The sequence below is a fragment of the Tardiphaga sp. P4_G1 genome (assembly GCF_056401215.1).
Genome location: NZ_JBFUJU010000019.1, coordinates 1 through 21,920, shown reverse-complemented (window position 1 = coordinate 21,920; position 21,920 = coordinate 1). Strand labels below are relative to the sequence as shown.

At 61.1% G+C, this 21,920-nt stretch carries 26 protein-coding genes and 1 pseudogene; 14 read left to right on the top strand and 13 right to left on the bottom strand.

The genetic code is table 11. From position 1 onward, the window contains the following. Positions 1–40: 40 nt before the first annotated feature. Positions 41–505, top strand: coding sequence for an iron-sulfur cluster assembly scaffold protein (locus tag AC1DUY_RS30535; RefSeq protein WP_478119150.1), 465 nt, complete (start codon positions 41–43; stop codon positions 503–505). Positions 506–516: 11 nt separating this feature from the next. On the opposite strand, the gene AC1DUY_RS30530 is transcribed toward AC1DUY_RS30535, so the two are convergent. Further along, complete coding sequence (locus AC1DUY_RS30530) at positions 517–1,455, bottom strand: COG3904 family protein (protein WP_439064648.1); 939 nt, start codon at positions 1,453–1,455, stop codon at positions 517–519. Between the two features lie 237 nt (positions 1,456–1,692). Here AC1DUY_RS30530 and yidD point away from each other — a divergent pair, with 237 nt between their 5' ends. After that, complete coding sequence (gene yidD, locus AC1DUY_RS30525; RefSeq protein ID WP_478119148.1) at positions 1,693–2,031, top strand: membrane protein insertion efficiency factor YidD; 339 nt, start codon at positions 1,693–1,695, stop codon at positions 2,029–2,031. Here the strand turns inward: yidD and AC1DUY_RS30520 are convergent. After that, the gene (locus AC1DUY_RS30520) at positions 2,028–2,462 is read right to left on the bottom strand and encodes a DUF3574 domain-containing protein (RefSeq protein WP_478119146.1); all 435 of its coding nucleotides are present in this window, start codon (positions 2,460–2,462) and stop codon (positions 2,028–2,030) included. The genes yidD and AC1DUY_RS30520 overlap by 4 nt on opposite strands. Positions 2,463–2,601: 139 nt before the next feature. Here AC1DUY_RS30520 and AC1DUY_RS30515 point away from each other — a divergent pair, with 139 nt between their 5' ends. Next, positions 2,602–2,928 (top strand): GrlR family regulatory protein, encoded by a 327-nt coding sequence (locus AC1DUY_RS30515; protein ID WP_093762042.1) that lies wholly within the window; start codon positions 2,602–2,604, stop codon positions 2,926–2,928. On the opposite strand, the gene AC1DUY_RS30510 is transcribed toward AC1DUY_RS30515, so the two are convergent. Then, positions 2,925–4,049: an MFS transporter gene (locus AC1DUY_RS30510; protein WP_478119169.1), complete on the bottom strand. Its 1,125-nt coding sequence runs from the start codon at positions 4,047–4,049 to the stop codon at positions 2,925–2,927. The two genes, AC1DUY_RS30515 and AC1DUY_RS30510, sit on opposite strands and share 4 nt — an antisense overlap. A 197-nt stretch (positions 4,050–4,246) precedes the next feature. On the opposite strand from AC1DUY_RS30510, the gene thrS reads away from it, so the two are divergent. The 3 genes from thrS to AC1DUY_RS30495 all read left to right on the top strand — a co-directional run bounded on the left by thrS (position 4,247) and on the right by AC1DUY_RS30495 (position 7,188). Continuing rightward, positions 4,247–6,280 (top strand): threonine--tRNA ligase, encoded by a 2,034-nt coding sequence (gene thrS, locus AC1DUY_RS30505; protein WP_093762038.1) that lies wholly within the window; start codon positions 4,247–4,249, stop codon positions 6,278–6,280. Between the two features lie 4 nt (positions 6,281–6,284). Next, a complete protein-coding gene (locus AC1DUY_RS30500; protein WP_478119144.1) occupies positions 6,285–6,497 on the top strand; it encodes a hypothetical protein in 213 nt (70 codons plus the stop codon). 124 nt (positions 6,498–6,621) lie between these two features. After that, positions 6,622–7,188, top strand: coding sequence for a nitroreductase family protein (locus AC1DUY_RS30495; protein WP_478119142.1), 567 nt, complete (start codon positions 6,622–6,624; stop codon positions 7,186–7,188). Between the two features lie 7 nt (positions 7,189–7,195). Here AC1DUY_RS30495 and AC1DUY_RS30490 read toward each other — a convergent pair whose 3' ends face one another. Together AC1DUY_RS30490 and AC1DUY_RS30485 are read right to left on the bottom strand one after the other, a co-directional pair. Continuing rightward, positions 7,196–9,664 carry a putative bifunctional diguanylate cyclase/phosphodiesterase gene (locus AC1DUY_RS30490; RefSeq protein WP_093762033.1) on the bottom strand — a complete coding sequence of 823 codons (2,469 nt, stop codon included), beginning with the start codon at positions 9,662–9,664 and terminating at the stop codon, positions 7,196–7,198. 239 nt (positions 9,665–9,903) lie between these two features. Beyond that, a complete protein-coding gene (locus AC1DUY_RS30485) occupies positions 9,904–10,974 on the bottom strand; it encodes a hypothetical protein (protein ID WP_439072266.1) in 1,071 nt (356 codons plus the stop codon). A 225-nt stretch (positions 10,975–11,199) separates the two neighbouring features. Here AC1DUY_RS30485 and AC1DUY_RS30480 point away from each other — a divergent pair, with 225 nt between their 5' ends. Further along, a complete protein-coding gene (locus AC1DUY_RS30480) occupies positions 11,200–12,252 on the top strand; it encodes a patatin-like phospholipase family protein (RefSeq protein WP_170849844.1) in 1,053 nt (350 codons plus the stop codon). A gap of 11 nt (positions 12,253–12,263) precedes the next feature. Here the strand turns inward: AC1DUY_RS30480 and AC1DUY_RS30475 are convergent, their stop codons facing one another. Beyond that, positions 12,264–12,692, bottom strand: coding sequence for a CBS domain-containing protein (locus AC1DUY_RS30475; protein ID WP_093762031.1), 429 nt, complete (start codon positions 12,690–12,692; stop codon positions 12,264–12,266). A gap of 237 nt (positions 12,693–12,929) precedes the next feature. Then, positions 12,930–13,703 carry a rhomboid family intramembrane serine protease gene (locus AC1DUY_RS30470; RefSeq protein ID WP_231080204.1) on the bottom strand — a complete coding sequence of 258 codons (774 nt, stop codon included), beginning with the start codon at positions 13,701–13,703 and terminating at the stop codon, positions 12,930–12,932. 587 nt (positions 13,704–14,290) lie between these two features. Between AC1DUY_RS30470 and AC1DUY_RS30465 the strand changes: the two genes are divergently transcribed. The 3 genes from AC1DUY_RS30465 (at position 14,291) to AC1DUY_RS30455 (ending at position 16,567) form a co-directional block, all read left to right on the top strand. Beyond that, entirely contained in the window at positions 14,291–14,848 is a 558-nt protein-coding gene (locus AC1DUY_RS30465) for a PAS domain-containing protein (RefSeq protein WP_089264908.1), read from the top strand. A gap of 149 nt (positions 14,849–14,997) precedes the next feature. Further along, complete coding sequence (locus tag AC1DUY_RS30460; RefSeq protein WP_093762168.1) at positions 14,998–15,612, top strand: PilZ domain-containing protein; 615 nt, start codon at positions 14,998–15,000, stop codon at positions 15,610–15,612. Between the two features lie 331 nt (positions 15,613–15,943). Continuing rightward, positions 15,944–16,567 (top strand): transglutaminase-like cysteine peptidase, encoded by a 624-nt coding sequence (locus tag AC1DUY_RS30455; protein WP_093762025.1) that lies wholly within the window; start codon positions 15,944–15,946, stop codon positions 16,565–16,567. Between the two features lie 250 nt (positions 16,568–16,817). Here the strand turns inward: AC1DUY_RS30455 and AC1DUY_RS30450 are convergent, their stop codons facing one another. From AC1DUY_RS30450 to AC1DUY_RS30440, 3 genes are all read right to left on the bottom strand, one after another. Then, the gene (locus AC1DUY_RS30450) at positions 16,818–17,057 is read right to left on the bottom strand and encodes a hypothetical protein (RefSeq protein ID WP_439064307.1); all 240 of its coding nucleotides are present in this window, start codon (positions 17,055–17,057) and stop codon (positions 16,818–16,820) included. 65 nt (positions 17,058–17,122) lie between these two features. Continuing rightward, positions 17,123–17,494, bottom strand: coding sequence for a hypothetical protein (locus AC1DUY_RS30445; protein WP_089264912.1), 372 nt, complete (start codon positions 17,492–17,494; stop codon positions 17,123–17,125). Positions 17,495–17,649: 155 nt separating this feature from the next. Next, positions 17,650–17,946 (bottom strand): hypothetical protein, encoded by a 297-nt coding sequence (locus AC1DUY_RS30440; protein WP_478119136.1) that lies wholly within the window; start codon positions 17,944–17,946, stop codon positions 17,650–17,652. A 108-nt stretch (positions 17,947–18,054) separates the two neighbouring features. Here AC1DUY_RS30440 and AC1DUY_RS30435 point away from each other — a divergent pair, with 108 nt between their 5' ends. Genes AC1DUY_RS30435 through AC1DUY_RS30425 form a run of 3 tightly spaced genes read left to right on the top strand, consistent with a single transcriptional unit; the run spans position 18,055 to position 18,765 of the window. Continuing rightward, complete coding sequence (locus AC1DUY_RS30435; RefSeq protein WP_093762019.1) at positions 18,055–18,336, top strand: hypothetical protein; 282 nt, start codon at positions 18,055–18,057, stop codon at positions 18,334–18,336. Positions 18,337–18,344: 8 nt separating this feature from the next. Beyond that, complete coding sequence (locus AC1DUY_RS30430) at positions 18,345–18,623, top strand: hypothetical protein (protein ID WP_439064309.1); 279 nt, start codon at positions 18,345–18,347, stop codon at positions 18,621–18,623. Next, positions 18,592–18,765, top strand: a complete 174-nt coding sequence (locus AC1DUY_RS30425; RefSeq protein ID WP_439083186.1) for a hypothetical protein — start codon at positions 18,592–18,594, stop codon at positions 18,763–18,765. Before AC1DUY_RS30430 ends, AC1DUY_RS30425 begins: the two co-directional genes overlap by 32 nt. 124 nt (positions 18,766–18,889) lie before the next feature. Here the strand turns inward: AC1DUY_RS30425 and AC1DUY_RS30420 are convergent, their stop codons facing one another. Together AC1DUY_RS30420 and AC1DUY_RS30415 are read right to left on the bottom strand one after the other, a co-directional pair. Continuing rightward, a complete protein-coding gene (locus AC1DUY_RS30420; RefSeq protein WP_089264916.1) occupies positions 18,890–19,420 on the bottom strand; it encodes a gamma carbonic anhydrase family protein in 531 nt (176 codons plus the stop codon). A 48-nt stretch (positions 19,421–19,468) separates the two neighbouring features. Further along, complete coding sequence (locus tag AC1DUY_RS30415) at positions 19,469–19,798, bottom strand: DUF6949 family protein (protein ID WP_089264917.1); 330 nt, start codon at positions 19,796–19,798, stop codon at positions 19,469–19,471. Between the two features lie 229 nt (positions 19,799–20,027). Between AC1DUY_RS30415 and AC1DUY_RS30410 the strand changes: the two genes are divergently transcribed. After that, positions 20,028–20,735 (top strand): hypothetical protein, encoded by a 708-nt coding sequence (locus AC1DUY_RS30410; protein ID WP_478119133.1) that lies wholly within the window; start codon positions 20,028–20,030, stop codon positions 20,733–20,735. A 923-nt stretch (positions 20,736–21,658) separates the two neighbouring features. On the opposite strand, the pseudogene AC1DUY_RS30405 reads toward AC1DUY_RS30410, so the two are convergent. Then, positions 21,659–21,920, bottom strand: a pseudogene (locus AC1DUY_RS30405) (hypothetical protein); the annotation flags it as partial.

The following is a 21,920-nucleotide window of genomic DNA, read 5'->3' as shown; positions in this document are numbered from 1 at the left end:
TGATCCCGGTGACCGATGGCACAGTTAAGGTCCGAACCAGATGCTGAACGACATCTATAACAAGCGCATCATCGAGCTCGCCGGTAACATTCCCCGGCTGGGCCGCCTCCCTGCCCCCGATGCGTCAGCCACCGCCCATTCCAAGCTTTGCGGATCGACCGTCAAGATCGACCTCACGATGGATGCCGATGTGGTCACCGACTTCGCCCATGACGTGAAGGCCTGCGCCCTCGGCCAGGCCTCGTCGTCGATTATGGCGCGTCATGTGGTGGGCTCGACCGCCGGAGAATTGCGTGCGCTGCGCGAGACCGTGCGCAAGATGCTGAAGGAAAACGGCGCACCGCCATTGGACGGAAAGTGGGCAGATATCGCCCTGCTCGAACCGGTGCGTGACTACAAGGCGCGCCACGCCTCGACGCTTCTCACATTCGATGCGGTCGTGGACGCCATCGGGCAGATTGAAGCCAAGTCAAACACCGGAGCTAGCCAGCCGACGCCGGCATAACGCCAGCGCGGCTATTTCCCTGACGGTGCCGATGCGACGCCGCCAGTCGGCACCGAGGCCTCGGCCGTCTTGGTCGACTTCGTCGAAGACACGACCGGCGCCGAAGCGACCGGGGTGTTTTCATTCTCCGGCCCGCTCACGAAACGATCCTGTACCGACTTCGGCACCAGTGATGCGACCGGCGCCTCCTGCTCGCGAGGCTCGGGCAACACATCACCGACACTATGGCTGGTGACCAGATTGGTCAGCTTCAATTCGGCTTCCGTAAGCCGATGCAGATCGTCCCACGGCGGCACGCTGAGCGACAATGACAAGAGATCGCCCGTGCCTCCCATCTCGAAGGTGTATTTGGCGAGACGGCCGATATCCCGCTCGACGATCATCAGATCATTTGCCGTATAGCTCGCAGCCTTCGGGTCGTCGGCGCGGTCGCCCATCCAGATCTGATGGACGCGCACAAGGGATTCCTCGGCCACATAGCGGGTCTTGCCCGCCAGCAGCAGGAACACGCACATGGATTCGCAATAGGCCTGCGGCACGACCGCCGGCTTCATGACGCCCGAGGATGATTGCAGGTCGACCGTGATACCGACTGTGGTGCGCAGACCAAGCTTGCGCCAGCGCCGGCCCATGGTGATGGCGTCATTGACCGAGCCGCCGCTGGAATCCAGCACCACTGTCGCGTCAGTCAGATCGCGGCCTTTGGAAAACTCGTCGAAATCCCTAACGGTGTCGCCGGTGACAATCCCCACCGCGCCGATCCAGCCACGGCAATTCGGCTCGCAGGCGACCCAGGTGAAGCGCATCGGGAGTTTGCGTTCTTCGAGAACGGCTGCAGCTTGGGCAGAAGACGCGACCGAAGCCAGCAGGCCGGCCGCGAGTCCGGGAAGAACGATGCAAAAGGCCGCGGCGCGAAACAGCGCCGAACTACCTGATCGAAGCGACCTCATACGTCCCAAGTCGGTTCCTTCCCCGCACTCTCATGAGCAATGGCAACGGCCCCAAACAACGCTCATGATTCTGTCACACGGGCGTTAAGTGAAAACCTAACGAGCTTCGCCGCAGCGTCCAGTTACTTTTGCTGCACTGCATGCAATAAATTGGCAGGTGTGTCTCCAATGCATAAGTAGATGGGTTCCATGCAAAGGAACCGGGCAAAACCCGGCTGATCTGATAGCAATCCGACCATGAAACATTCATCCATGTGCCCGAACTGCGTCGGTACTATTCAACGGCTGCCGCGCAATGCCGGTCGCGGCATGATCTGGATATACCGCCACACGCTGTCTCCGCTGGTCGGATACAATTGCCGTCATCTCCCGACCTGCTCGGTCTATGGCGACGAAGCGATCGAGCGCTACGGATTGTGGGCCGGCGGCTGGATGACACTGGCCCGGCTGCTCCGCTGCCAGCCATGGGGCACGTCGGGTATCGATAACGTGCCGGCCAAGCTGTCGCCCGATGCCCGTTGGTACACACCGTGGCGCTACGCGCGCTGGCGCGGTGTCAATGACGGCGCAAACTAGAAGCTTACGCAGACATTGCCGACCTTCGTGAGCACCGACTGCTGACTGAACTGCCGCTTATAGCTGTCCGCGATGGCAACGAGATCGGCACGTTTCTGAGCGTCGTCGGCGAAAGTGATCAGAACGACCTTTGCCCTTTCGCGGACATCAACTTGACGCACGCCATCGCGCCACTGCCCGTCTCCATCGATGACGGTGAGACCATCGGGAAAGCGGGGCGTGATTTCCCTTGCGACGAAATTTGCAAATGCAGATTCGCTGATACCAGGCCGATCGCCAATGTTGCGGCCGAAGATCATCTCCGCAGACACCATGATGCGCGACGGCGGCAGACAGGCTTGCGGCGGCAGCCATGCACAGCCGCTCATCAGCACGCTGACTGTTAATGTAGCAATGCATGCGGAGAACAATTGGCGGATATGTCGCGGCACACCGAACCTCAAATTATCAAAGCTATTTTTACAAAATGCCTACTGGTGGGATTGTTGAATAACATTTGATACCATAGGGTGCCGCCACTTCATCTCGCCAAATTCATCTTCACTTAACATCACTGCCCGGGGCACTCAGGTGGAAGACGGCCTATACGAAGTACATTTTCATACTATTCATGGCACCGGGACCGGCGTCGTCTATGCAATCGGCGGAAAGCTGCGCGGCGGCAACTCCGCTTTCGCCTTCATGGGCAACTATCAAAACAGAGGCGAGACCATCTCTGTCAAGGTGTCATCGAAACGCTACAACCCGGATCAGAGCTTCAAGTCGGTGTTCGGCTTTGAAGGTGTCACACTGGCTTTGACCGGTCGCGTCAATGGCGACCTGCTCGATTTCGAAGGCAGTGCGCTGCAATTGCCCGGCGTGCCGTTCAAGGCGCAACTGACCCGCATCTGCGACTAAGCGACACGTCCCGACATTTTACGGCTGAACGCGATGGCCACCAGTGCCGTCGTCAGGAAACTCATGGCGACAAACCCCGACGCGTGGAAGTATCCGCCGGCGAACAACGCGCCACCGATGCCCGATCCAATCGCCTGGCCGACATAGAGCATCGATGTATTGAGCGAGACCGACGCCGCTCCGGCCGACGGTGCCGCCATGATCAAGCGGACCTGCTGCATCGACGTGATGGCGCCGAAGCCGAGCCCCCAGATCGCGACGCCGAGCGCCATCACGGGCAGATGGCCTGCGCCGAGTGTCCAGACCGTCATGCCGGCCAACACCAGCGATGTCGATAGAATGGAGGTTCTCAGCGGCCCCCAGCTATCGACGATCCGCGTCGCCGTCATGATGCCGAGAAAACCACAGACGCCGTAGATCGCGAAGACGGATGCCGCCGCATCGTGCCCTGCGCCCGCGAGACGTTCGAGCAGCGGCGCCATGAAGGTGAAGATCGAGAACTGCCCGGCGATCTGCAGCATGGTGATCGACAGCAACAACAGCACGAGCCGGTTGCGCGCCAGCGACGACCATGTGCTGAGATCGACAGTGGCGCCGAACAGCCCGCGCGGAATCCGCCACACCAGCAACACGAGACTGATGCAACTCATTACGCCGACGCAGCCATAGACCTCGCGCCAACCGAAGCGGCTGGCGATGAACGTCACCAGCGGCAGACCGACCGCAGCCGCCAGCGTCCAGCCGAGAAACACATAGGCAACGCTGCTGCCACGCTTCTCCGGGGGCACCAGCATCCCGACCGCACCCGCGGCCTGCGGTGTGTAGGGCGCGGCAGCGACGCACATCACCAGGCGGATCGTCAGCAGTACGGCAAAATTCGGTGCGAAGGCCGATGCGAGATTGGCCGCCGCGACCACTGCGATGATACACAGCAACAGATGCCGCCGCTCGATCCGGCTGGTCAGCCACGACATCAGGGGCGAGCAGATGCACAGCATCACTGCGCCGAAGGTGATCAAAAGCCCCGCCTCGCGGATCGTGACACCCAGCCCCGCCGACAACTCGCCAAGCATCGCCGTCGGCCCTATCAGGCCAATGCCGGTGACGAAATTGCCGATCATGAGTGCGGTGGGGGCGTAAGGGCGGGAGACTGTCAAGATATCGCATCTTATGGATGCAACTGCATGCAAGTCAAACCTGCAAGCCAAGCGTGCAAATCAGGTCAGCCAGACTGGTGTTGCAACGCCCGAATCGGCTGCTATACCGCTCGTCCGCTTACCTGCGCCCGTGTGCAGGAGTGAGCCACAGGAGAGAAGACATGACAGAGAATGAAGGCTCGGGATTCAAGTTCGGCCTCGCCAACCTCACCCCCGCCGAAACCAACAATATCACCGTTACATTCCCTGACGGCGCCAAGCGCGAATTTGCGAAGGGCACGACCGGTTTCGAGATCGCCAAGGGCATCTCGCCGTCGCTGGCCAAGCGCACCGTCGCCATGGCGCTGGACGGCACCGTCTCGGATCTCTCCGATCCGATCGACGCCGACGCCAAGATCGATTTCATCAACCGCGACGACCCCCGCGCGCTGGAGCTGATCCGGCATGACGCGGCGCATGTGCTGGCCGAAGCCGTGCAGACGCTGTGGCCGGGCACCCAGGTGACCATCGGTCCGGTGATCGAGAACGGTTTCTACTACGACTTCTTCCGCAACGAGCCATTCACGCCCGAGGACTTCGGCGCGATCGAGAAGAAAATGCGCGAGATCATCGCGCGCGACAAACCGTTCACCAAGGACGTCTGGGATCGCGAGAAGACCAAACAGGTCTTCCGCGACAAGGGCGAAGCCTTCAAGGTCGAGCTGGTCGACGCCATTCCCGGCAACGAGCCGATCAAGATCTACTACCAGGGCGACTGGTTCGACCTCTGCCGCGGCCCGCATATGACGTCGGTCGGCAAGGTCGGCAACGCCTTCAAACTGATGAAGGTGGCCGGCGCCTATTGGCGCGGCGACAGCAACAATCCGATGCTGACGCGAATCTACGGCACGGCCTTCGCCAAACAGGAAGACCTCGACGCGTATCTGAAACAGATCGAGGAAGCCGAGAAGCGCGACCACCGTAAATTGGGTCGCGAACTCGACCTCTTCCACTTCCAGGAAGAAGGCCCGGGCGTCGTGTTCTGGCACCCCAAGGGCTGGACCATCTTCCAGGCGCTGATCGCCTATATGCGGCGTCGCCTCAATGGCGACTACAGCGAAGTCAATGCGCCGCAGATCCTCGACAAGGTCCTGTGGGAGACTTCGGGCCACTGGGAATGGTACCGCGAGAACATGTTCGCAGCGCAATCCGCTGGCGACGAGGCCGAGGACAAGCGCTGGTTCGCATTGAAGCCGATGAACTGCCCCGGCCACGTGCAGATCTTCAAGCATGGCCTCAAGAGCTATCGCGACCTGCCGCTGCGCCTTGCCGAGTTTGGCGTGGTGCATCGCTATGAGCCATCGGGCGCCATGCACGGCTTGATGCGCGTGCGCGGCTTCACCCAGGACGATGCCCATGTGTTCTGCACCGAGCAGCAGCTCGCCGAGGAATGCCTCAAGATCAACGATCTGATCCTGTCGACCTATTCCGACTTCGGCTTCGGCGACATCGTGGTCAAGCTGTCGACGCGGCCGGAGAAGCGCGTCGGCACCGACGAGATGTGGGATCACGCCGAGCGCGTGATGGCCACCGTGCTGTCGGTGATCGAGAGTCAGTCCGGCGGTCGCATCAAGACCGAGATCTCGCCTGGCGAGGGCGCGTTCTACGGACCGAAGTTCGAATACGTGCTGCGCGACGCCATCGGCCGCGACTGGCAGTGCGGCACCACGCAGGTCGACTTCAACCTGCCGGAACGTTTCGGTGCGTTCTATATTGACGCCGACGGCTCGAAGAAGGCACCGGTCATGGTGCATCGCGCGATCTGCGGTTCGATGGAGCGCTTCATCGGTATCCTGATCGAGCACTTCGCCGGCAACTTCCCGCTCTGGCTGTCGCCGGTGCAGGTGGTGGTCACCACGATCACCTCGGAAGGCGATGAATACGCCAAGGTCGTCGCCGCGGCCGCGCGCAAGGCTGGCCTCCGCGTCGAGATCGATCTGCGCAACGAAAAGATCAACTACAAGGTCCGCGAACACTCGCTGGCCAAGATCCCTGCCCTGCTCGTGGTCGGCAAGAAGGAAGCCGAAACCGGCCAGGTCTCGGTGCGCCGCCTCGGCAGCGACGGCCAGAAGGTCAGTTCGCTCGAGGAAGCCCTCGCCGCACTGGTCGATGAGGCGACACCGCCCGACGTGAAGCGCGCACTGGCAGAGGGCTGAGCCGATGAGCGACAATGAAGAGATCGAGATCGAAGCCTATCCGCTTCGGTCCTATCAGCTGATCGCCGATCCCAACCGGCCGGACGTGGTCGCGCTGGCATTCGAGACGGAGCGTGGCCATAGCCTCTATCTGGCCTCGCGGGCCGTGCTGGAGGATCTGGGCCGTGATCTGCTGGACCGTGCCTCCAAGATGCCGGAGCACAAAACGGTCAGCTGAGCGGATGCGCGCGATCACAATCCGTCTAAATAAACAGGGCCCGCCTCGTGGCGGGCCTTTTCGCGTGGTAAGCGGTCATTCAATTCCTGCGAATTCTGTGCATCCTCATCTGTGAGAACTGCCCGTGCCCGACATCATCGACTTCCTGAAGACCCGCCGCTCCGTCAAGCCGCGCGAAATGACCGGCTCCGGCCCCTCATCCGCCGAACTCGAAACCATCCTGACCATTGGGGCACGGGTGCCGGACCACGGCAAGCTGGCGCCATGGCGCTTCATCATTTTCGAGGGTGACGCCCGCAAACGCGCGGGCAACGTCATCGCCACCGTGTTCGCACGGAAGAATCCCGATGCACCGGTCGAGGAGATCGAGGCGCAGAAACACAAGCTGACGGAAGCGCCGCTGGTGATCGGCGTGGTGAGCATCATCAAGCCGCATCCGAAGATTCCGCCATGGGAGCAGGAACTGTCCGCAGGTGCGAGCTGCTTGAATATTGTGTCGGCCGCTACAGCCATGGGTTATGGCGCCAACTGGCTGACCGGCTGGATGGTCTATGACCGTGACGTGCTCGAAGGCCTCGGCCTCGCCGCCAATGAAAGACTGGCCGGCTTCATCCATGTCGGCGGCAAGCCCGACAAGGTGATCGAGGACCGACCGCGGCCAGAACTCAAGGACCTCGTGACCCGGTTCTAAGGTCTAGCTAGGCAGCCTGGGACGCCTGGCTGCCAAACCGGCGCAGCAGGTTCTCGATTTCCGACGCCGGCTTGGCAGGGCTGAACAGAAAACCCTGCACCTCGTTGCAGCCTTCCGCGCGCAGCCAGTCCAGCTGATCGATCGTTTCGACGCCCTCAGCCGTCGTGGTGATGTTCATGCTGCGACCGAGCCCCGAGATCGCGCGCACGATAGCAACGCAATCCGGCCGTTCGATCAGATCCTTCACGAAAGACCGGTCGATCTTGATCTTGTCGAACGGAAAACTCCGCAGATAGCTCAGGCTGGAATAGCCGGTGCCGAAATCATCCATCGAGATGCGGACGCCCAGCGCACGCAACTGATGCAGGATAGCCAGGTTGGCCTCGGTTTCCGCAAGAAAGACCGACTCGGTAATTTCCAGCTCTAGGCGATGCGGTGACAGTCCGGAATAGGCCAGCGCAGCGACCACGACCTGCACCAGGTTGCGGCTGCGGAACTGCACTGGCGAGAGATTGACCGCGACCTTGATATCGTCCGGCCACTTGGCAGCTTCGGCGCAGGCCTTGCGCAGCACCCACTCGCCGAGCGTGACGATGAGGCCGATATCCTCGGCGACCGGGATGAAATCGGCCGGTGAGATCATGCCCTTGTCGGGATGTTTCCAGCGCAACAGCGCCTCGAATCCGGTGATGCGATCGGCGGCCAGATCGACCAGCGGCTGGTAATGCAATTCAAAGTCACCGTCAGCGAAAGCGCTGCGCAGATCGAGCTCCATGTCGCGGCGCTTCTGCGCCTGACGATCCATCTCGCGCTCGAAGAAGCGATGCACGCCGCCGCCTTCGGACTTGGCCCGGTACAATGCCATGTCGGCATTGCGCATCAGCTCTTCGCTGGTATCGCCATCGCCCGGTGACATGGCGATACCGATGCTGGCGCCGATCACGACCTCGACGCCGTTCATGTCATAGGGCGCGCTGATGATCTCGATCAGCCGCGCGGCAAAATCGTTGGCTTCGTTCGGCGTGATATCGGCTGCCAGCACCACGGCAAATTCGTCGCCGCCGAGCCGGGCTGCGAGATTGTTGCCACGGACCTCGGCGCGCATTCGCGCGGCGACCATCTTCAACAGCCGATCGCCCATCGGATGACCGAATGAGTCATTCACGTTCTTGAACAGGTCGAGATCGATGCACAGCACCGCGACATGCTTGCTCGGATCGTCGTGATCGAGCGCCTGGGCCAGACGCTCCTGATAAAAAACACGATTCGGCAAATCCGTCAGCGCATCGTGATGCGCCATATGCGCCACACGCGCCTCGGCCTTGCGACGCTCGGTAATGTCGACGACAGCCACGAGGAAGCCGTCGCGGCCTTCGAACATCACGCGGCGGCCATAGGTCAGCACCTCGATCTCGCTTCCGTCGGCCTTCAGGTGGCGCCAGTTGCGATCCGACTGATAGATATCTCCGAGCTGCATCAGCGCACGCGTGTGGAGCTCCCATTCATCGCGCGGCCAGATTTCCTTGAGTTGCATGCGCAGGAAAGTGGCGCGATCGTATCCGTAATGCGCGACAGCCGCGTCATTGACGCTGAGAAAATCCATCGTCTCGGCATCGAACACCCACATTGGCATCGGATTGCTGTCGAACAGCAGCCGGAACGAGGCCTCGCGGCGCTTAATGTCGGTGACGTCAGACACAGTCAGCGACACCAAGTCGCCAAAAGCGGTGGCGCTGAGTCGAAGATTGCGATCATCGCTGTCGATTTCAAGCTGACCGCTCTGGCCATTGGCGATCATGGACAGCAGCCATTTCGTCACGCTCGGCAGCGACAATGCGTGGCCGCCTGCACTCAGCTTGCGCCACTGAAGGTCGGCGGGTGATACTTTCAGCAGGCGCGAAGCGCCCTGATTATGATGCACGATCTGGAAGTCAAAAGCCTGGCTTGCAGAATCCCGGATTGCCGCAAGCGACACGATGCCTTCGTCCGTCGACGAGAAGATCGCATCGACAAGATTGTAACGGGTGCCCTGCTCGTTGACATAGACGCCGACCAACCGGCCACCCCAGCGTGACGCTGTCGGCAGCGCCAGAATGTCATAGGTGTGGACGAGACCGTCACGCACGCAATGCGCCACCATCAGATGCGGCCTGTTGGCCTGCAACGCGCAGTTTGCGGCTTCCGTTAGCGCACGCACGCAATCAGGTGCCAGCACGTCGAGCGGAATGCCCCAGCGATCGTCACCCAACCACTGTTGCACATAGCGGCCGCTGCGTGACACTTCGAGCGTCTCACCTTCGACCTTCAGCAGGACGATGTGATCGGCCATCCGCCCAAGACTGCCGAGCATCACTTCTTCATAGCCGGGCAGAATCTGGCCGGGACGGACGGCCGCCCGCCATTTGCGTTGCAAGGCGGGAATGTCGTCGAACAACTTGACGTCCGGGCTTCCGGATAACTGTCTGGCCGCGATCACGACATCCCCTTCGGAACACTTGTAGCGATACTTGCTATTCGGACTATGGGGATTAACGTCATGTAAACGTTCCGCGGCCGCGGACGGCAACGACCTGTTATAACGCGACAAACTGGCACGATGGTTAGTTGGCGATTCAGGACCATGACACGCGCATGACAATTCATTCGCGTTTGAAGCGTGTTGTCTGCAACGAGATCTTTGTTCTGGAAGATTGTTGAGTAGCTTGCGAGCAGCGGTTAGCGCGCGACGACTTCGATCTCGCCGTCGACACCGTTCACGACGTTGAAGGGGCGCTCGAACACCTTGCCTTCGTTCTTGGCGATGGCGCGGTACTCGCCTTCCGCCAGTGTGACGCGCGGGAAGGCGCCGATCGATTCCTTGATGACGTCGCCGGCCGGCGTGATCACCGACCATGCGGTGTTGGCCAGGGCCTCGCCGCCCTTGTCGCTCACCAGCTTCATGGTGATGACTGCCGCACGATGCGTGATGGTCACGTCGGTGAGCTTGCTCGCCTGCACGCGGATGTCGGAGCGCACCACCGAATTGGCGTCGCCGTAATTCGAGATGATGTAGTAGGTGCCTTCCTGCAGCAGCACGACATCGCCGGCGGGAACGCTCGGCAGCAGCGGCGTGCGCTCGCCGCCTTCGAACTGGCTGCCCTTGTAGATCGAGAACGAGATCTGGTTCTGCGGAATCTTCGTGGTGCCGACGCGGCCCTCGATCCGCAATCCGCCTGCGGGCAGCACGAACGCTTCACGATCGGTCTCGGACTTGATGGTCACCGGACGAACGGCGCTCACAAGGCCCAGCGCCACATGGACCACATAGCTGCCCGGCGGCAGCACGATGTTAGGCGTGGCGCCGCGATCCTCGCGGATCAACTTGAAGGCACCAGTCTCGTCCGGCCTGTCGGAATAAACCCGCCAGACCAGACCGCTATTGATGACCGGCATATCCTTGCCATAGCGCGCCGTCAGCGCCAGCACGCCCTGTGCGGGGCCCGTTGGAGCAGCCTGGACCGGCGACGGCACAGGCGGGGCGACATTGGCAACCGGCGGCTGCGTCAGCGGCGCCGGCAACAAGGGGGTGGAAGCAGGACCGGACGGCGGCGCGAGGCTGATGGCCGGCCCCGATGGGACATCCGGGATCGAGCCCGGCGGAACCGGTGCCGGGCGGTCCGAAAAGAACTGTGCGGACGCTATCCGGGGCAAGGCAACAGCCTGCAGCAGAGCGAGGGCCAGCACCATGGCCAGCCGTCCGCTCCGGCCGGATGTTCGCAAATCATGGCCCCGTGCAGTCATGGTCATGCTTTTCACCCAAAACGCGACAAATTCAAGCCTTGACGCGGCTGTCTCGCGCCAGACCCACAATCGCGTGAGACCCCCAGGAACCGGTGCGCCGTGCGGTAACGGGTCGCTCTGCAGTCACATTTGGTGCCTAAACCTCGCAAACGCGACATAAATCATGAATTAGCTACCGTCTGGAATGATGGCGCAGCTGCATTTAATATCGGCGGCGTCGAGGAGCTTAGTGTGCTGGAGATTTTGATGGGGCGCGGCCAGAATGGCGCGAACGGTCGCGACAAGCCTGGTTTGGGAAGCGTTCGACGTCCGATCATCGGTCTGGCGCTCGGCGGCGGTGCGGCGCGCGGTTTCGCCCATATAGGCATCCTCCGCACTTTGCTCGCCCATGGCATCGTCCCGAACGTCGTGGTGGGCACCTCGATCGGCGCCGTAGTTGGCGGATCCTACGCCGCCGGCCACCTCGATACGCTCGAGGAATGGGCGCGCAGTCTGCAGCCCCGCAATATTCTCAGCTATCTCGACATTCGCCTGAACGGCTCAGGCCTGATCGGCGGCAACAAGCTGGCCGCACAGCTCGAAGCGTCGCTGGGCCATACACTGATCGAAGATCTCCCGCTGAAATTCGCCAGCGTCGCCACTGAAGTTCGCACCGGTCATGAAATCTGGCTGACTCATGGTCGCCTGGTCGATGCAATGCGCGCGTCCTATGCGCTGCCGGGCATCTTCTCTCCGGTTCTGGTCGGCGATCGCTGGCTGGTCGACGGCGCGCTGGTCAATCCGGTGCCGGTGTCGGCGGCGCGCGCGCTGGGCGCTGAGATCGTTATCGCAGCCAATCTCAGCAATGACGTGTTTGGCCATTCGACCACGATTTTCGACCATGGCACGGGACCGGAAATGGCCGAGCCCATCATCGAAGTCGAAGAGCCCAAGCGCGGTTTCAGCAAGTTCTTCTCGGCCGAGCGCACCATGAAACGCGAATTCTTCGGTGGCGGCGGACGACCGGGTATCTCTACCGTAATGGTCGATGCCTTCAACATCATGCAGGATCGCATCACCCGCGCGCGCCTTGCCGGCGATCCGCCGGATCTCCTGATCGCACCGCGCGTTGGCCGCATCGGCTGGTTCGATTTCCACCGCGCCGAAGAAATGATCACGCTCGGCGCGCGTGCCGCAGAACGCGCTGTCGAGTCCATTCAAGAAGCGATCGAAATCCTCGCCCCTGAAGTGGCAAACTCGCCTGCGCCCGTCGTTGCGCAGAAGCCGACCACTTCGCAGAGTTGAGCGCGGCGGGCTCAGGCCGTCGCAATATATTCGCGCAGCGCTTCCTGTTCGCGCTCGAATTCGCGCAAGCGAAATTTAACGACGTCACCGATCGAGATCAGACCAACGACCTTCTCGTCCTCGATAACGGGCAGATGCCTGAATTTTCCGGTCGTCATCTTTTCCATGATTGCACCGACCGTATCGGCCGGTTTGCAGCCAATGACCTTGCGCGTCATTACGGCGCTCACGTCTTCATCCAGCGCCGAGGCGCCGCGTTCTCCGATCACCCGCACGATATCACGCTCAGACAGGATACCATCGATGTGGTGATGGCTCATCACCAGCACGGCACCTATTCTTCGCTGTGACAGCATCTGCACCACCGACGAGACCTTATCGTTCGGCGAGACGCTGATGATCTGGTGGCCTTTGGAATCGAGAATTGCACGTACCGTCATTGTCGCCTCCTAAGTCGACCATGCCCTTTGTCGGGCGCGGTCTTTCATTCTAGGGTCGTCAGACAGATGCAGTGTAACAGCGCAGTTCAACAGTCGTTCAGATGTGGTGATCGCACTGAAACACCGTTCGCGCCGGGAACGGGATCGACCTCAAGGGCCGAACCTGCCAACGTGAGTCACCTGTCGAATACATAAGATGGATCAAATGCGTCGGCCTCGCAAGAAGCCGGTACGCGCTTAATGCAGGTCGGAGATGTCCGGAGACGATGTTTGCGAACCCGTGCGTTGCAACCTCGGAATAGGATCGAACAGCGAGAACAGCAGCAGCCCGGCGAAGAAGCCGCCGATATGCGCCTGCCACGCAACGCTCGCCCCTTCCGCGCCGATCGCAATCGAGCCGACACCGAAGATGATATTGACGCCGAACCAGACCGCCAGAAATCCGATCACGCGCGGATCGCGCAACGAACGCAACAAAGGAAGCGCCGGCACACGTGCCGCTTCATCGGCATCGCCGCGGTTGAACGACAGGAAGCTGCCGCGCACGAAGGCAAAACGGATGGCCGCGGCCATGGCGCCGGAGACCGAAGCCGAGGCGCCGATCATCGGGGCGAGTGCGTGTTCATGGGTAACCAGATGCGCGGCGGCGCCAGCCACAGCCGTCACCGCCATGAAGATGAAGAAGCGGACCGCGCCGAAGCGCCGCGCCAGCGCGCTGCCGAACGGCAGCAGCCACAACACGTTAAAACCGATATGGCTAAGATTGGCGTGCAACAGGGAATAAGTGACGAAACTCCAGACCTTGGCGCCGTTGCCGCCGGGAAACGGCATCGACAGTAGCGTCTGGTCGTAGCGCTTCGGAATGAAACCGAAGACCTCAATGGTCCAGTATTCCAGATCCACCGGCAGCAACATGCGGATAATGTGGATCACGGCGAGCAACCCGACATAAGCCGTCAGGGCGCCCGGCAGGGTCAGGATCGGTTCGCGCGGGGGAGCGGGGGAATCCAAGGTGTCCAAGGGGATAACGGCCTGTCAGCGGCTCTGGCGAGCGATGCTCCAGATAGTCGGCTTTGCCGGTACCACGCAAGCTCGGGATCGCCGCGGGGCAGCAAACCCACCCGAAAAGAAAAGGGAGAGCCTCTGAGAAAGGCTCTCCCGGGTCCGTCTTGATCTTTTCCCGCGGATGGATGTCCCGGTGTGCCGGACAAGCCGACATCCCCACCCCTCCCCGCGTGACGACCAATTCTGTTTTCAGCCACCTGTTTATAGAAGCGCGTCACGAACTGCTGGAGACAGTCCGCTCCGCTCTGGAGTGAGCAGGAGACTACCGGCAATCCCCGCGTTGCCAAGCGCATGCTTAACTTAGAGTTAACGGCGAACGGGTCCACCCGCTCCGAAACCCGACGGTTAATGAGATCCTAACAATGATAGTAAACTTAACCTTAACGGCGGATACCCGCCCGAACGCGGTGGAAAACGCGCCTTCGGCATGGACGCTGCAATGACTGATCTGCACAACATGTAGCGGCGAGCGATGGATGGATTCGGGACAGAAATGTCCCCGATCCACTGCAAGCCGGGTCAGGATCAGGCGAATGAAACATCCATCCAGCCGCGCGTTCTTCGCCTATTGGGACGACAAACGCGGTTTTGCACGCGCTCCCGATCGGAGCGAGCTGGAACCCGGCCCCGTGCGCGAATTGCTCGGCGACATCTTCGTGCTGTCCTATGACCAGCCCGTCGAATTCCCGTTCCGCGTGGCCGGCACAAGAGTTTGTGCCCTGCTGGGCCGCGACCTGAAGAACCAGCCGTTTCCGTTGCTGTTCGCCCCCGAGTGTCGCGACGAGATCCGGGACATGATCACCGTCGTATCCGAGGAGCAACTCGTCGCCGTTGCTGGCGTGACCGCAATGACCGAATTCGGTCAGAAGGCGCATCTGGAACTGCTGTTGCTGCCATTCGCGACGCGCGCGCATTCCCCTATCAGCCTGACCGGCCTGCTGGCGCCCATGTATGAAGTCCGCGGCCGGCTCGGCGCATTCCAGCTGACGTCGTTTCGCTATCTCGCCCACCAGCCGCAGCGCTTTGCGCCGCGCGCCCTGCGCAAACTGCAGGTTGCCCGCGGCCTGATGGTCTATGAAGGGCTGCGCTGAGCAGCCTTCTACGGACGCTGCTCATTATAAGTGTCGCGCAGAACAATCACGCCAACTGGTTGCGCCAGTTCGGTATTTGCTAACGCGGCGTTAACCCTACGGGCCGTAGGGTCGGTCGAAACTCGACCAGCATGACCGGCACGACACTGATGGCGTTCGCGCAAACAAAATCGATTCTTCCGTCTGCAGAAGAACGCCGTCGCTTTCAGCGGGTGAAAGTGCACCTGCTTGGCCGCTATATGCTGCCGGATCGCCGCGAATTTCCGTGCCAGGTCATCAATATGTCGCCCGGCGGCCTCGCGCTGCTCGGTCCCGGCATCGGCAATGTGGGCGACCGCGTCATCGCCTATCTCGACCATATCGGCCGCGTCGAAGGTAAAATCACCCGGATCATCGACAACGGCTTCGCCATGACCGTGGGTGCGACACCGCGCAAACGCGACAAACTGGCAGCCCAGCTGACCTGGCTGGCCAACCGCGACATTCTCAATCTGCCGGAAGACCGCCGCCACGACCGTATCGTGCCGCGCAATCCGATGGTGCTCCTCACCCTCGAGGATGGCGTCCAGATGAACGGCCGCATTATCGACCTGTCGCTGTCCGGCGCCGCCATTGCGGCAGAGAAGCGTCCGCCGCTGAACTCGATTGTCATGCTCGGCCGAATCCAATCCCGGGTGGTCCGCCATCTCGAAGAAGGCTTCGCTCTGGAGTTCTTCCACGAGCAGTTGGCAGAGACGCTCGAAGACAGCGTCAACGCCCGGTAAACGGCCGAACGCCCCCGATCCTCGTTTTTCAATGTCCTGAAGGCGCTATATGCGTCAGCGGATACCGTTGCGCGTCATCTGCACGCGGGCGCGAGGGGTTAATTTCACGCCGCTTTGCGCACGCAAGTTCCTGAATTGCAGCATTCAAGCCATTAACGCGTAAAATTTGAATCAAATACAATTAGCTAAAATTTGAATCATATTCGATTCAAGTATAGTTCGAATTCGCCGCGCCTTTTACTTGTAATCGCTTCAATTGTACTTGAGCGATTTAGCGGCGACGAAAATCCTTTGTGCGAAACATGGTCCCAACAAGAAAACGGGGGCCACAATGTTTGGTAACAAGGGGCGATACTTCGGACTGGCCGTTTTAGCAGTCCTTCTTGGAGTGACTTCGTCGGCACGTGCCGGCAACGAAAAACTCTACGCAAGCCTAGGCGACAGCACGCGCGCACCGATCGGCTGGGTCGAATTCTGTTCAGACAATCCGACCGACTGCCGCGGCGGTGCGACGCAAGCACGTGACATCGTCATCACGCAGACTGCGTGGAAGGATCTGGTGCGGGTCAATCGCTGGGTCAACGAGACCATCAAGCCAATGACCGACATGGATCATTGGGGCGTGATCGAAAAGTGGTCGCTGCCATCAGACGGTTACGGTGACTGCGAAGACTATGTGCTCCTTAAGCGCAAGATGCTGATCGAAGCAGGCTGGCCACGCGAGGCGCTGCTGATCACCGTGGTGCGTGACAAGAAGGGCGAAGGCCACGCCGTGCTCACGGTGAAGACGGACAAGGGCGAATACGTTCTGGACAACCAGAATGAGAACGTCCTCGCCTGGACCGAGACCGGCTACCGCTTCGTCAAACGCCAGTCACAGAGCGATCCGAATGTATGGGTCTCGCTCGGCGACAACCGTCCTGCAGTGGCTACGGCCAGCGCGCGGGATCGCTAAACAACAACACGAATTGGAGACACGCGACCCGGTCACATCCCCACCCCTCCCCGTCCCAGACCGGATCGCGCGCGCCCGAACCTCCCCCAAGGTTCGGGCGCAACTTTTTGAGGTGGTGGCCACGCAGCTTCCGACAGGAAGCGGCCGACAATGGGTGGAACAGACGCAGGTTTGGCTGACGACCTACAACGTACCTGACTGATCCCGGACTGACGTCCGAGAAACACGAACAGACAAGAAAATGGCCGCGCTAGTCGCGGCGATTTGCGTTTCGGTCGATGGTGCCGTCGGGCCGATAGCCGAAGCGGACGAGTGCAATCGCTGTCAACCGCTTCCCGAACCGGCGCTCGAACTCACAGAACATCCAGACGAAAGCCATCACCAGCGCAAAGACGGTGGTGACAAACAGTAGCGTGAGACTGGCAATGTCGAGGGTCATGGTCATCGTTTCGATTTTGCAAAACGCGTACCAGACAATCTGACCAGCCATGATGTGGCTCCAGCACAGCTATGCTGGAGCCGACGAGGTAATCAGGTGGCGTCGCTCAAGGCCAATCAGTCACAAACCTCGACACGACGCACCCGATATCCAGCCGGTGTCCGTACGCGCTTACGCGTTATGTAACATCCGCCCTCGTCATCATAACCGCCATAAGCGTAGGGGTACCCACCGTAATACGCATAGGGGCCGTAGCCATAATAACCGCCATAAAGGCCGGCGCCGGCGAGGCCAAATCCCAATCCTATTCCAGCACCGCGAAATCCACGGCCGAAGCCGCCGCCATGCCAGCCACCACCACCATGGAATCCACCGCCGTGGAATCCGCCGCCACCATGCCCGCCGCCACCGCGCGCCGATGCGGCTGTCGGCGCGACCAGCGCGACTGCGGCAAGGGTCAACAGACCAAACACCAATTTGCGTAACATCAACTACACTCCGTCACGGGTCACTTACAGCGCCGCCCAGTCAAATAGGTAGCTCTTTCGTTCGCGAACCGCCACGGTGCGACGATCAATAGCCGTCACTTGTTCGCGACTGTCGGTTACGGTGTGTTGCTGAAAGCCTGTCGCGCAACGTTGCGCTAGCACCCCTTGCAGATGCTCTTCACCTTGCGATCAACGGCACGATCCTGCGCATCGACCGCTGCATCGCCTGTCGCCGGCTTGCCATCCGGCGACGCCTGTCCGGTCCCGCTCGCGCCTGCCGTGATCCCGGTCGCGGCGCGCCCACCACTCGCATTCGCCGTGCCTGCACTATTGGTGCCCGCAGCGCCGCCCGTCGCGCCGCCACCTGCACTGCCGGATTGGGCGAACGCCGCGACTGACGACAACAGGACGGTAGCCGTTACAGCCGCGATGAGTTTCGAGGAATGCGCCATTGGAAATCTCCTTTGGCGTTCAACGAGACCAGCGGAAACGGGTTCCGTTGCGGGAACGAATTTGGCGCCGGCGGCTTGAATCCCTGACATTGCCGAGGAGAAGCCTGCGTGTCCTGGGACAAGCCGTTTCGCGAACCGATCGAATTGCCCGACGGCAACACGCTGGTGTCGCTGCGCGACGCCGGCGCTTACATCACACAGCTGTCACCATCTGAACACGATGCAAAGGAGTGGCAGACCGCGATGCATTGCCTGATCGAGGCGGCCGACTACGGCGGCCCCATCAGTTTCGCGCGGCTCGGCGTTGCACAGGCACTGCATCGCCATCAGGAGAAAGTATTCGACCCGACGCGCAAGCGATCGCGCTGGCGCAAGCCGGGCCTCAGTTAGCAGATGTCATGCGCAAGCTGATCGACTTCGACGACGAGACCCTCGACAAGCTCATCCAGCTCGGCCGCGACCGCATGGCGACGACGCAAGAACTCGCGGATGAAGCCTTCGCCGACCTCCTGAAGAAGCACGGCGTTCCGATCGATCTCAAGGATGCGCTTCGCAAGAGCGTGAAAGCCGCCGGTCCATCATCGGCGTCAAGCCGCAACACTGCGATGCGCCCCGCCCCATCACGTCCAGCAAGGAAGAAGGCCCATGCCAAACGATCCGCAAAAAGATCCATTTGAGGAAGGCGAGCTTGCCGCCAGCGAGGGCATTCCTGCCGAGGCCAATCCCTATCAGGACGGCACCGAGGAGCATTCGCTATGGAGCGCCGGCCACGAGCGCGTGGCCGGCGAAACAGAAGCCAATGAGTCCGAAGGAACGTGATCGCGCTGCGTGCGATCACAACGAGAGCCCTTTCGGTTCTGATAGAATCAGGACCGAGGCTCTGGCTTTTTGTTGAGACGCGTTTTCTTGATGCGAACCGGTACCCGCTTCGCTCGAGAACGCTCTAGCCGATCTTCTTGAGACCTTTCTGGAAGCGCGGGCCGTTCGCCGCATAGAATCGCGCGGCGCTGCCCATCGCCGTCACCTGCTCCGGCGACAGCGTGCGAATGACGCGCGCCGGCGATCCGATGATCAGCGAATTCTCCGGAAACTCCTTGCCCTCGGTGATCACCGAGCCGGCGCCCACGATGCTGTTCTTGCCAATCTTTGCACCGTTCATCACGATCGAGCCCATGCCGATCAGCGCGCCATCCTCGATGGTGCAGCCGTGCAGGATGACATTATGGCCGACGGTGCAGTTCTTGCCGATGGTCAGGGGAAAACCCTTGTCGGTATGGCACGTGCAGTTGTCCTGCACGTTGGAGCCTTCACCGATTTCGATCCATTCGTTGTCGCCGCGCAGCACCGCGCCGAACCAGACACTCGCCTGCTCCAGCAAACGAATCTTGCCGATCACATCGGCCGTGTCGGCGATGAAGTAATTTCCGCTAGCCGGAAGATCCGGTCCCTGCCCGTCGAGTTCGTAGATTGCCATGATTTAGTGGTCTCCCTTTGCGGGAGACACTGCCACGGATTCTTGCGCTTAGGCCAGTATGCCCAGCGCTTCCAGGGTCATCACGATGAAGGTGCCCGACATCAGGCTCCAGATGCCCGACAGCACCGTCGCGATCATCACGAACTGAACGCGATGCTGCTCGGCCGCGCCGTTGCGCAGGGTGTTGCGCATGATGATGAAGGGCGCCGTGAAGACCAGCAGCGGCACGGCTGCGAAGGCTTCAGGGGACGGCCCCTGCTGCAGCAGGCTGAAGCTCGGGGGACGTTTGGCAAAGGCCTGATAGGCGCTTGCAATGGCGCCTGCGAGCGCGAAGCCAATGCATAGCTGGAAGAATGAATTCAACGCATCGGGGGACATCGAAGCTCTTTCACGGCACATACAAACACCGCCCTGCATCGCAAAAAGCGAGGCTCCCCGCCAGCATAACGTTAATAAAGGGTTAACGGCACGGTCGGGAACCGCGCGCGGTGCATGGCTCCCGGATACCGCCTGCGGCGAGGTGCGCGAGGCCGTTAACCATCGGCTGGCATATTCGCGGTTGATTCGCCCACCCGGTACACCGTCCCAGTTCCAATTTAGCGTGCGCATGTCTCTGCTGTTTCCGACCCACCCGACGACGCGGCCGCGGCGCCGCCACCGCCGCAACCACGTCGTGCCGATGCTGATCGGTGCAGCGTTTGCAGCCCCCGCTATCGCAGTGGTGGCGTATCTGTTGTGGCCGACCTGGCAGAGCCAGAAGCCCGGCGATCCCGACCGTATTCCGGTGAGCGTGGGCTCCACACTGTTCAACGTCCCGACCCATGCGTTTCGCCGCAAGGTGCAGAAACATTCAGGGCCGCAGGAACGCGTCGATCTGAGCTATGTCTATCCATCGCTGGAAGCGAGCAACCTGCCGAGGCATGTCAGCGTCGAAAATTTCGATGAGAACGCACAGCCGATCGATCGCATCTTCGTCTCGATCTCGGCACATCACGAAGCGACCTCGCCGGATACCCGTCTGCGCACGATCTATCCGCGCTATATCGACCGCGCGACATCAAGCGAAGACGGGCTGACCACGCAGCCTTTCCGCGACAACTCGCCCTACAGCAATGAAGATCTGTTTCTCGGCACGACGCCAGCGCTGGTGGCGCGCTGCACGCGCGACGGTGCCACGGAAGGCATGTGCATGAGCGAACGCCGCATCGGCGGCGCCGATCTCATCTTCCGCTTTCCGCGTAGCTGGCTCGCGCAATGGCGCGATGTCGGCAATGCGATGGATCGACTGACGACGCAGCTCAGCGGGCTGCGGTAAACGCCCTCGTCGTGATTGCGTTGATCGTAGGATGTGGGGTGAGCGTCTGCGCGATGCGCCTGCGCTCACTCCATCCCACGATCTTGCTTAACCCTCTCCGTCGTCATGGCCGGATAGCGCGAAGCGAGCTTCGCTAGATGTTCCGGCCATCCACGCCTTTCTCCGCGGCCAAGGCGTGGATACCCGGCATTCGCCGGGCATGACGGCGTTTGGTTTGAGCGTGCGCGCGTCACGCTAGTTCAGATTCAACTGTCAAACAGCCACTGCTCTTCAGACATGCGTCATCACCCCCATTGTTTGCGGCGCGGGGCGCCGTCGTCGCTTGCATTCCCACCCTCTTGTGAGAGGGCGTGCGGAACGCCGGGTGCCCGTTGCACCCTTGGGCCTGATGCGAATGCGGTCTTCCGCAATCTAGAGTACATCAGGACTTTCGGAGGCGTCAGGCAAGTGCCCGACGTTCCGCCTGCGGTGTTTTTTCGGTTGCTTGCACTTTGCCTCGACGAACGCTCCGATCGCGAATTAAAGTCCCAAGGCGATGGGAAGGGAGCCTCAAGCGAGTAAGCCGAACGCGTTTCGAGTTGGTCGTCCGTCACACTGTCCAGGGAGTCTTTCCATCCCAGGGCCGGCCGTCTCCTTGCCAGTGGCAGTGCTGGCGCAGATCCGTCCTGCCCGAAGACAGACGTTCCCCCATGAACCGCGTAACGCCGCATCTCCGGCGTCCACCGCACCCTGCCCCGCGAACGTGACGATCGCGATCGCCCCTCTCGGTGAGGCAGGACGGAGGGGAATATAAACCTGATAGGGATGCTGTCAACGGCGGATAGGAAAAAATGTTTAGGTGCTTTACGCAGCCCCAAACTGTCATTCCGGGGCGGGACCGGCGCCGCAGGCGACGGGACTGAACCCGGCGACTGTCTTGTCTGTCAATGGGGCTGAGTCTCTCCGTCATAGTGTTTGTTGGCTTTGACGAGCGCGTTGGCGGTGATGAGGAGCTTTCGGGCAATGGCGATGAGCGCCACCTTGGCCGGTTTTCCCTGCAACCGCAGGGCCTGATAGGCCTGTTTCATCTGCGGATGATGGCGGCAGGCAACGAGAGCTGCCATGTACAGCGCGGCGCGAACGCAGGGCAGAGCTGCCATGTACAGCGCGGCGCGAACGCAGGGCCGACCGCCGGCAATCATCGCC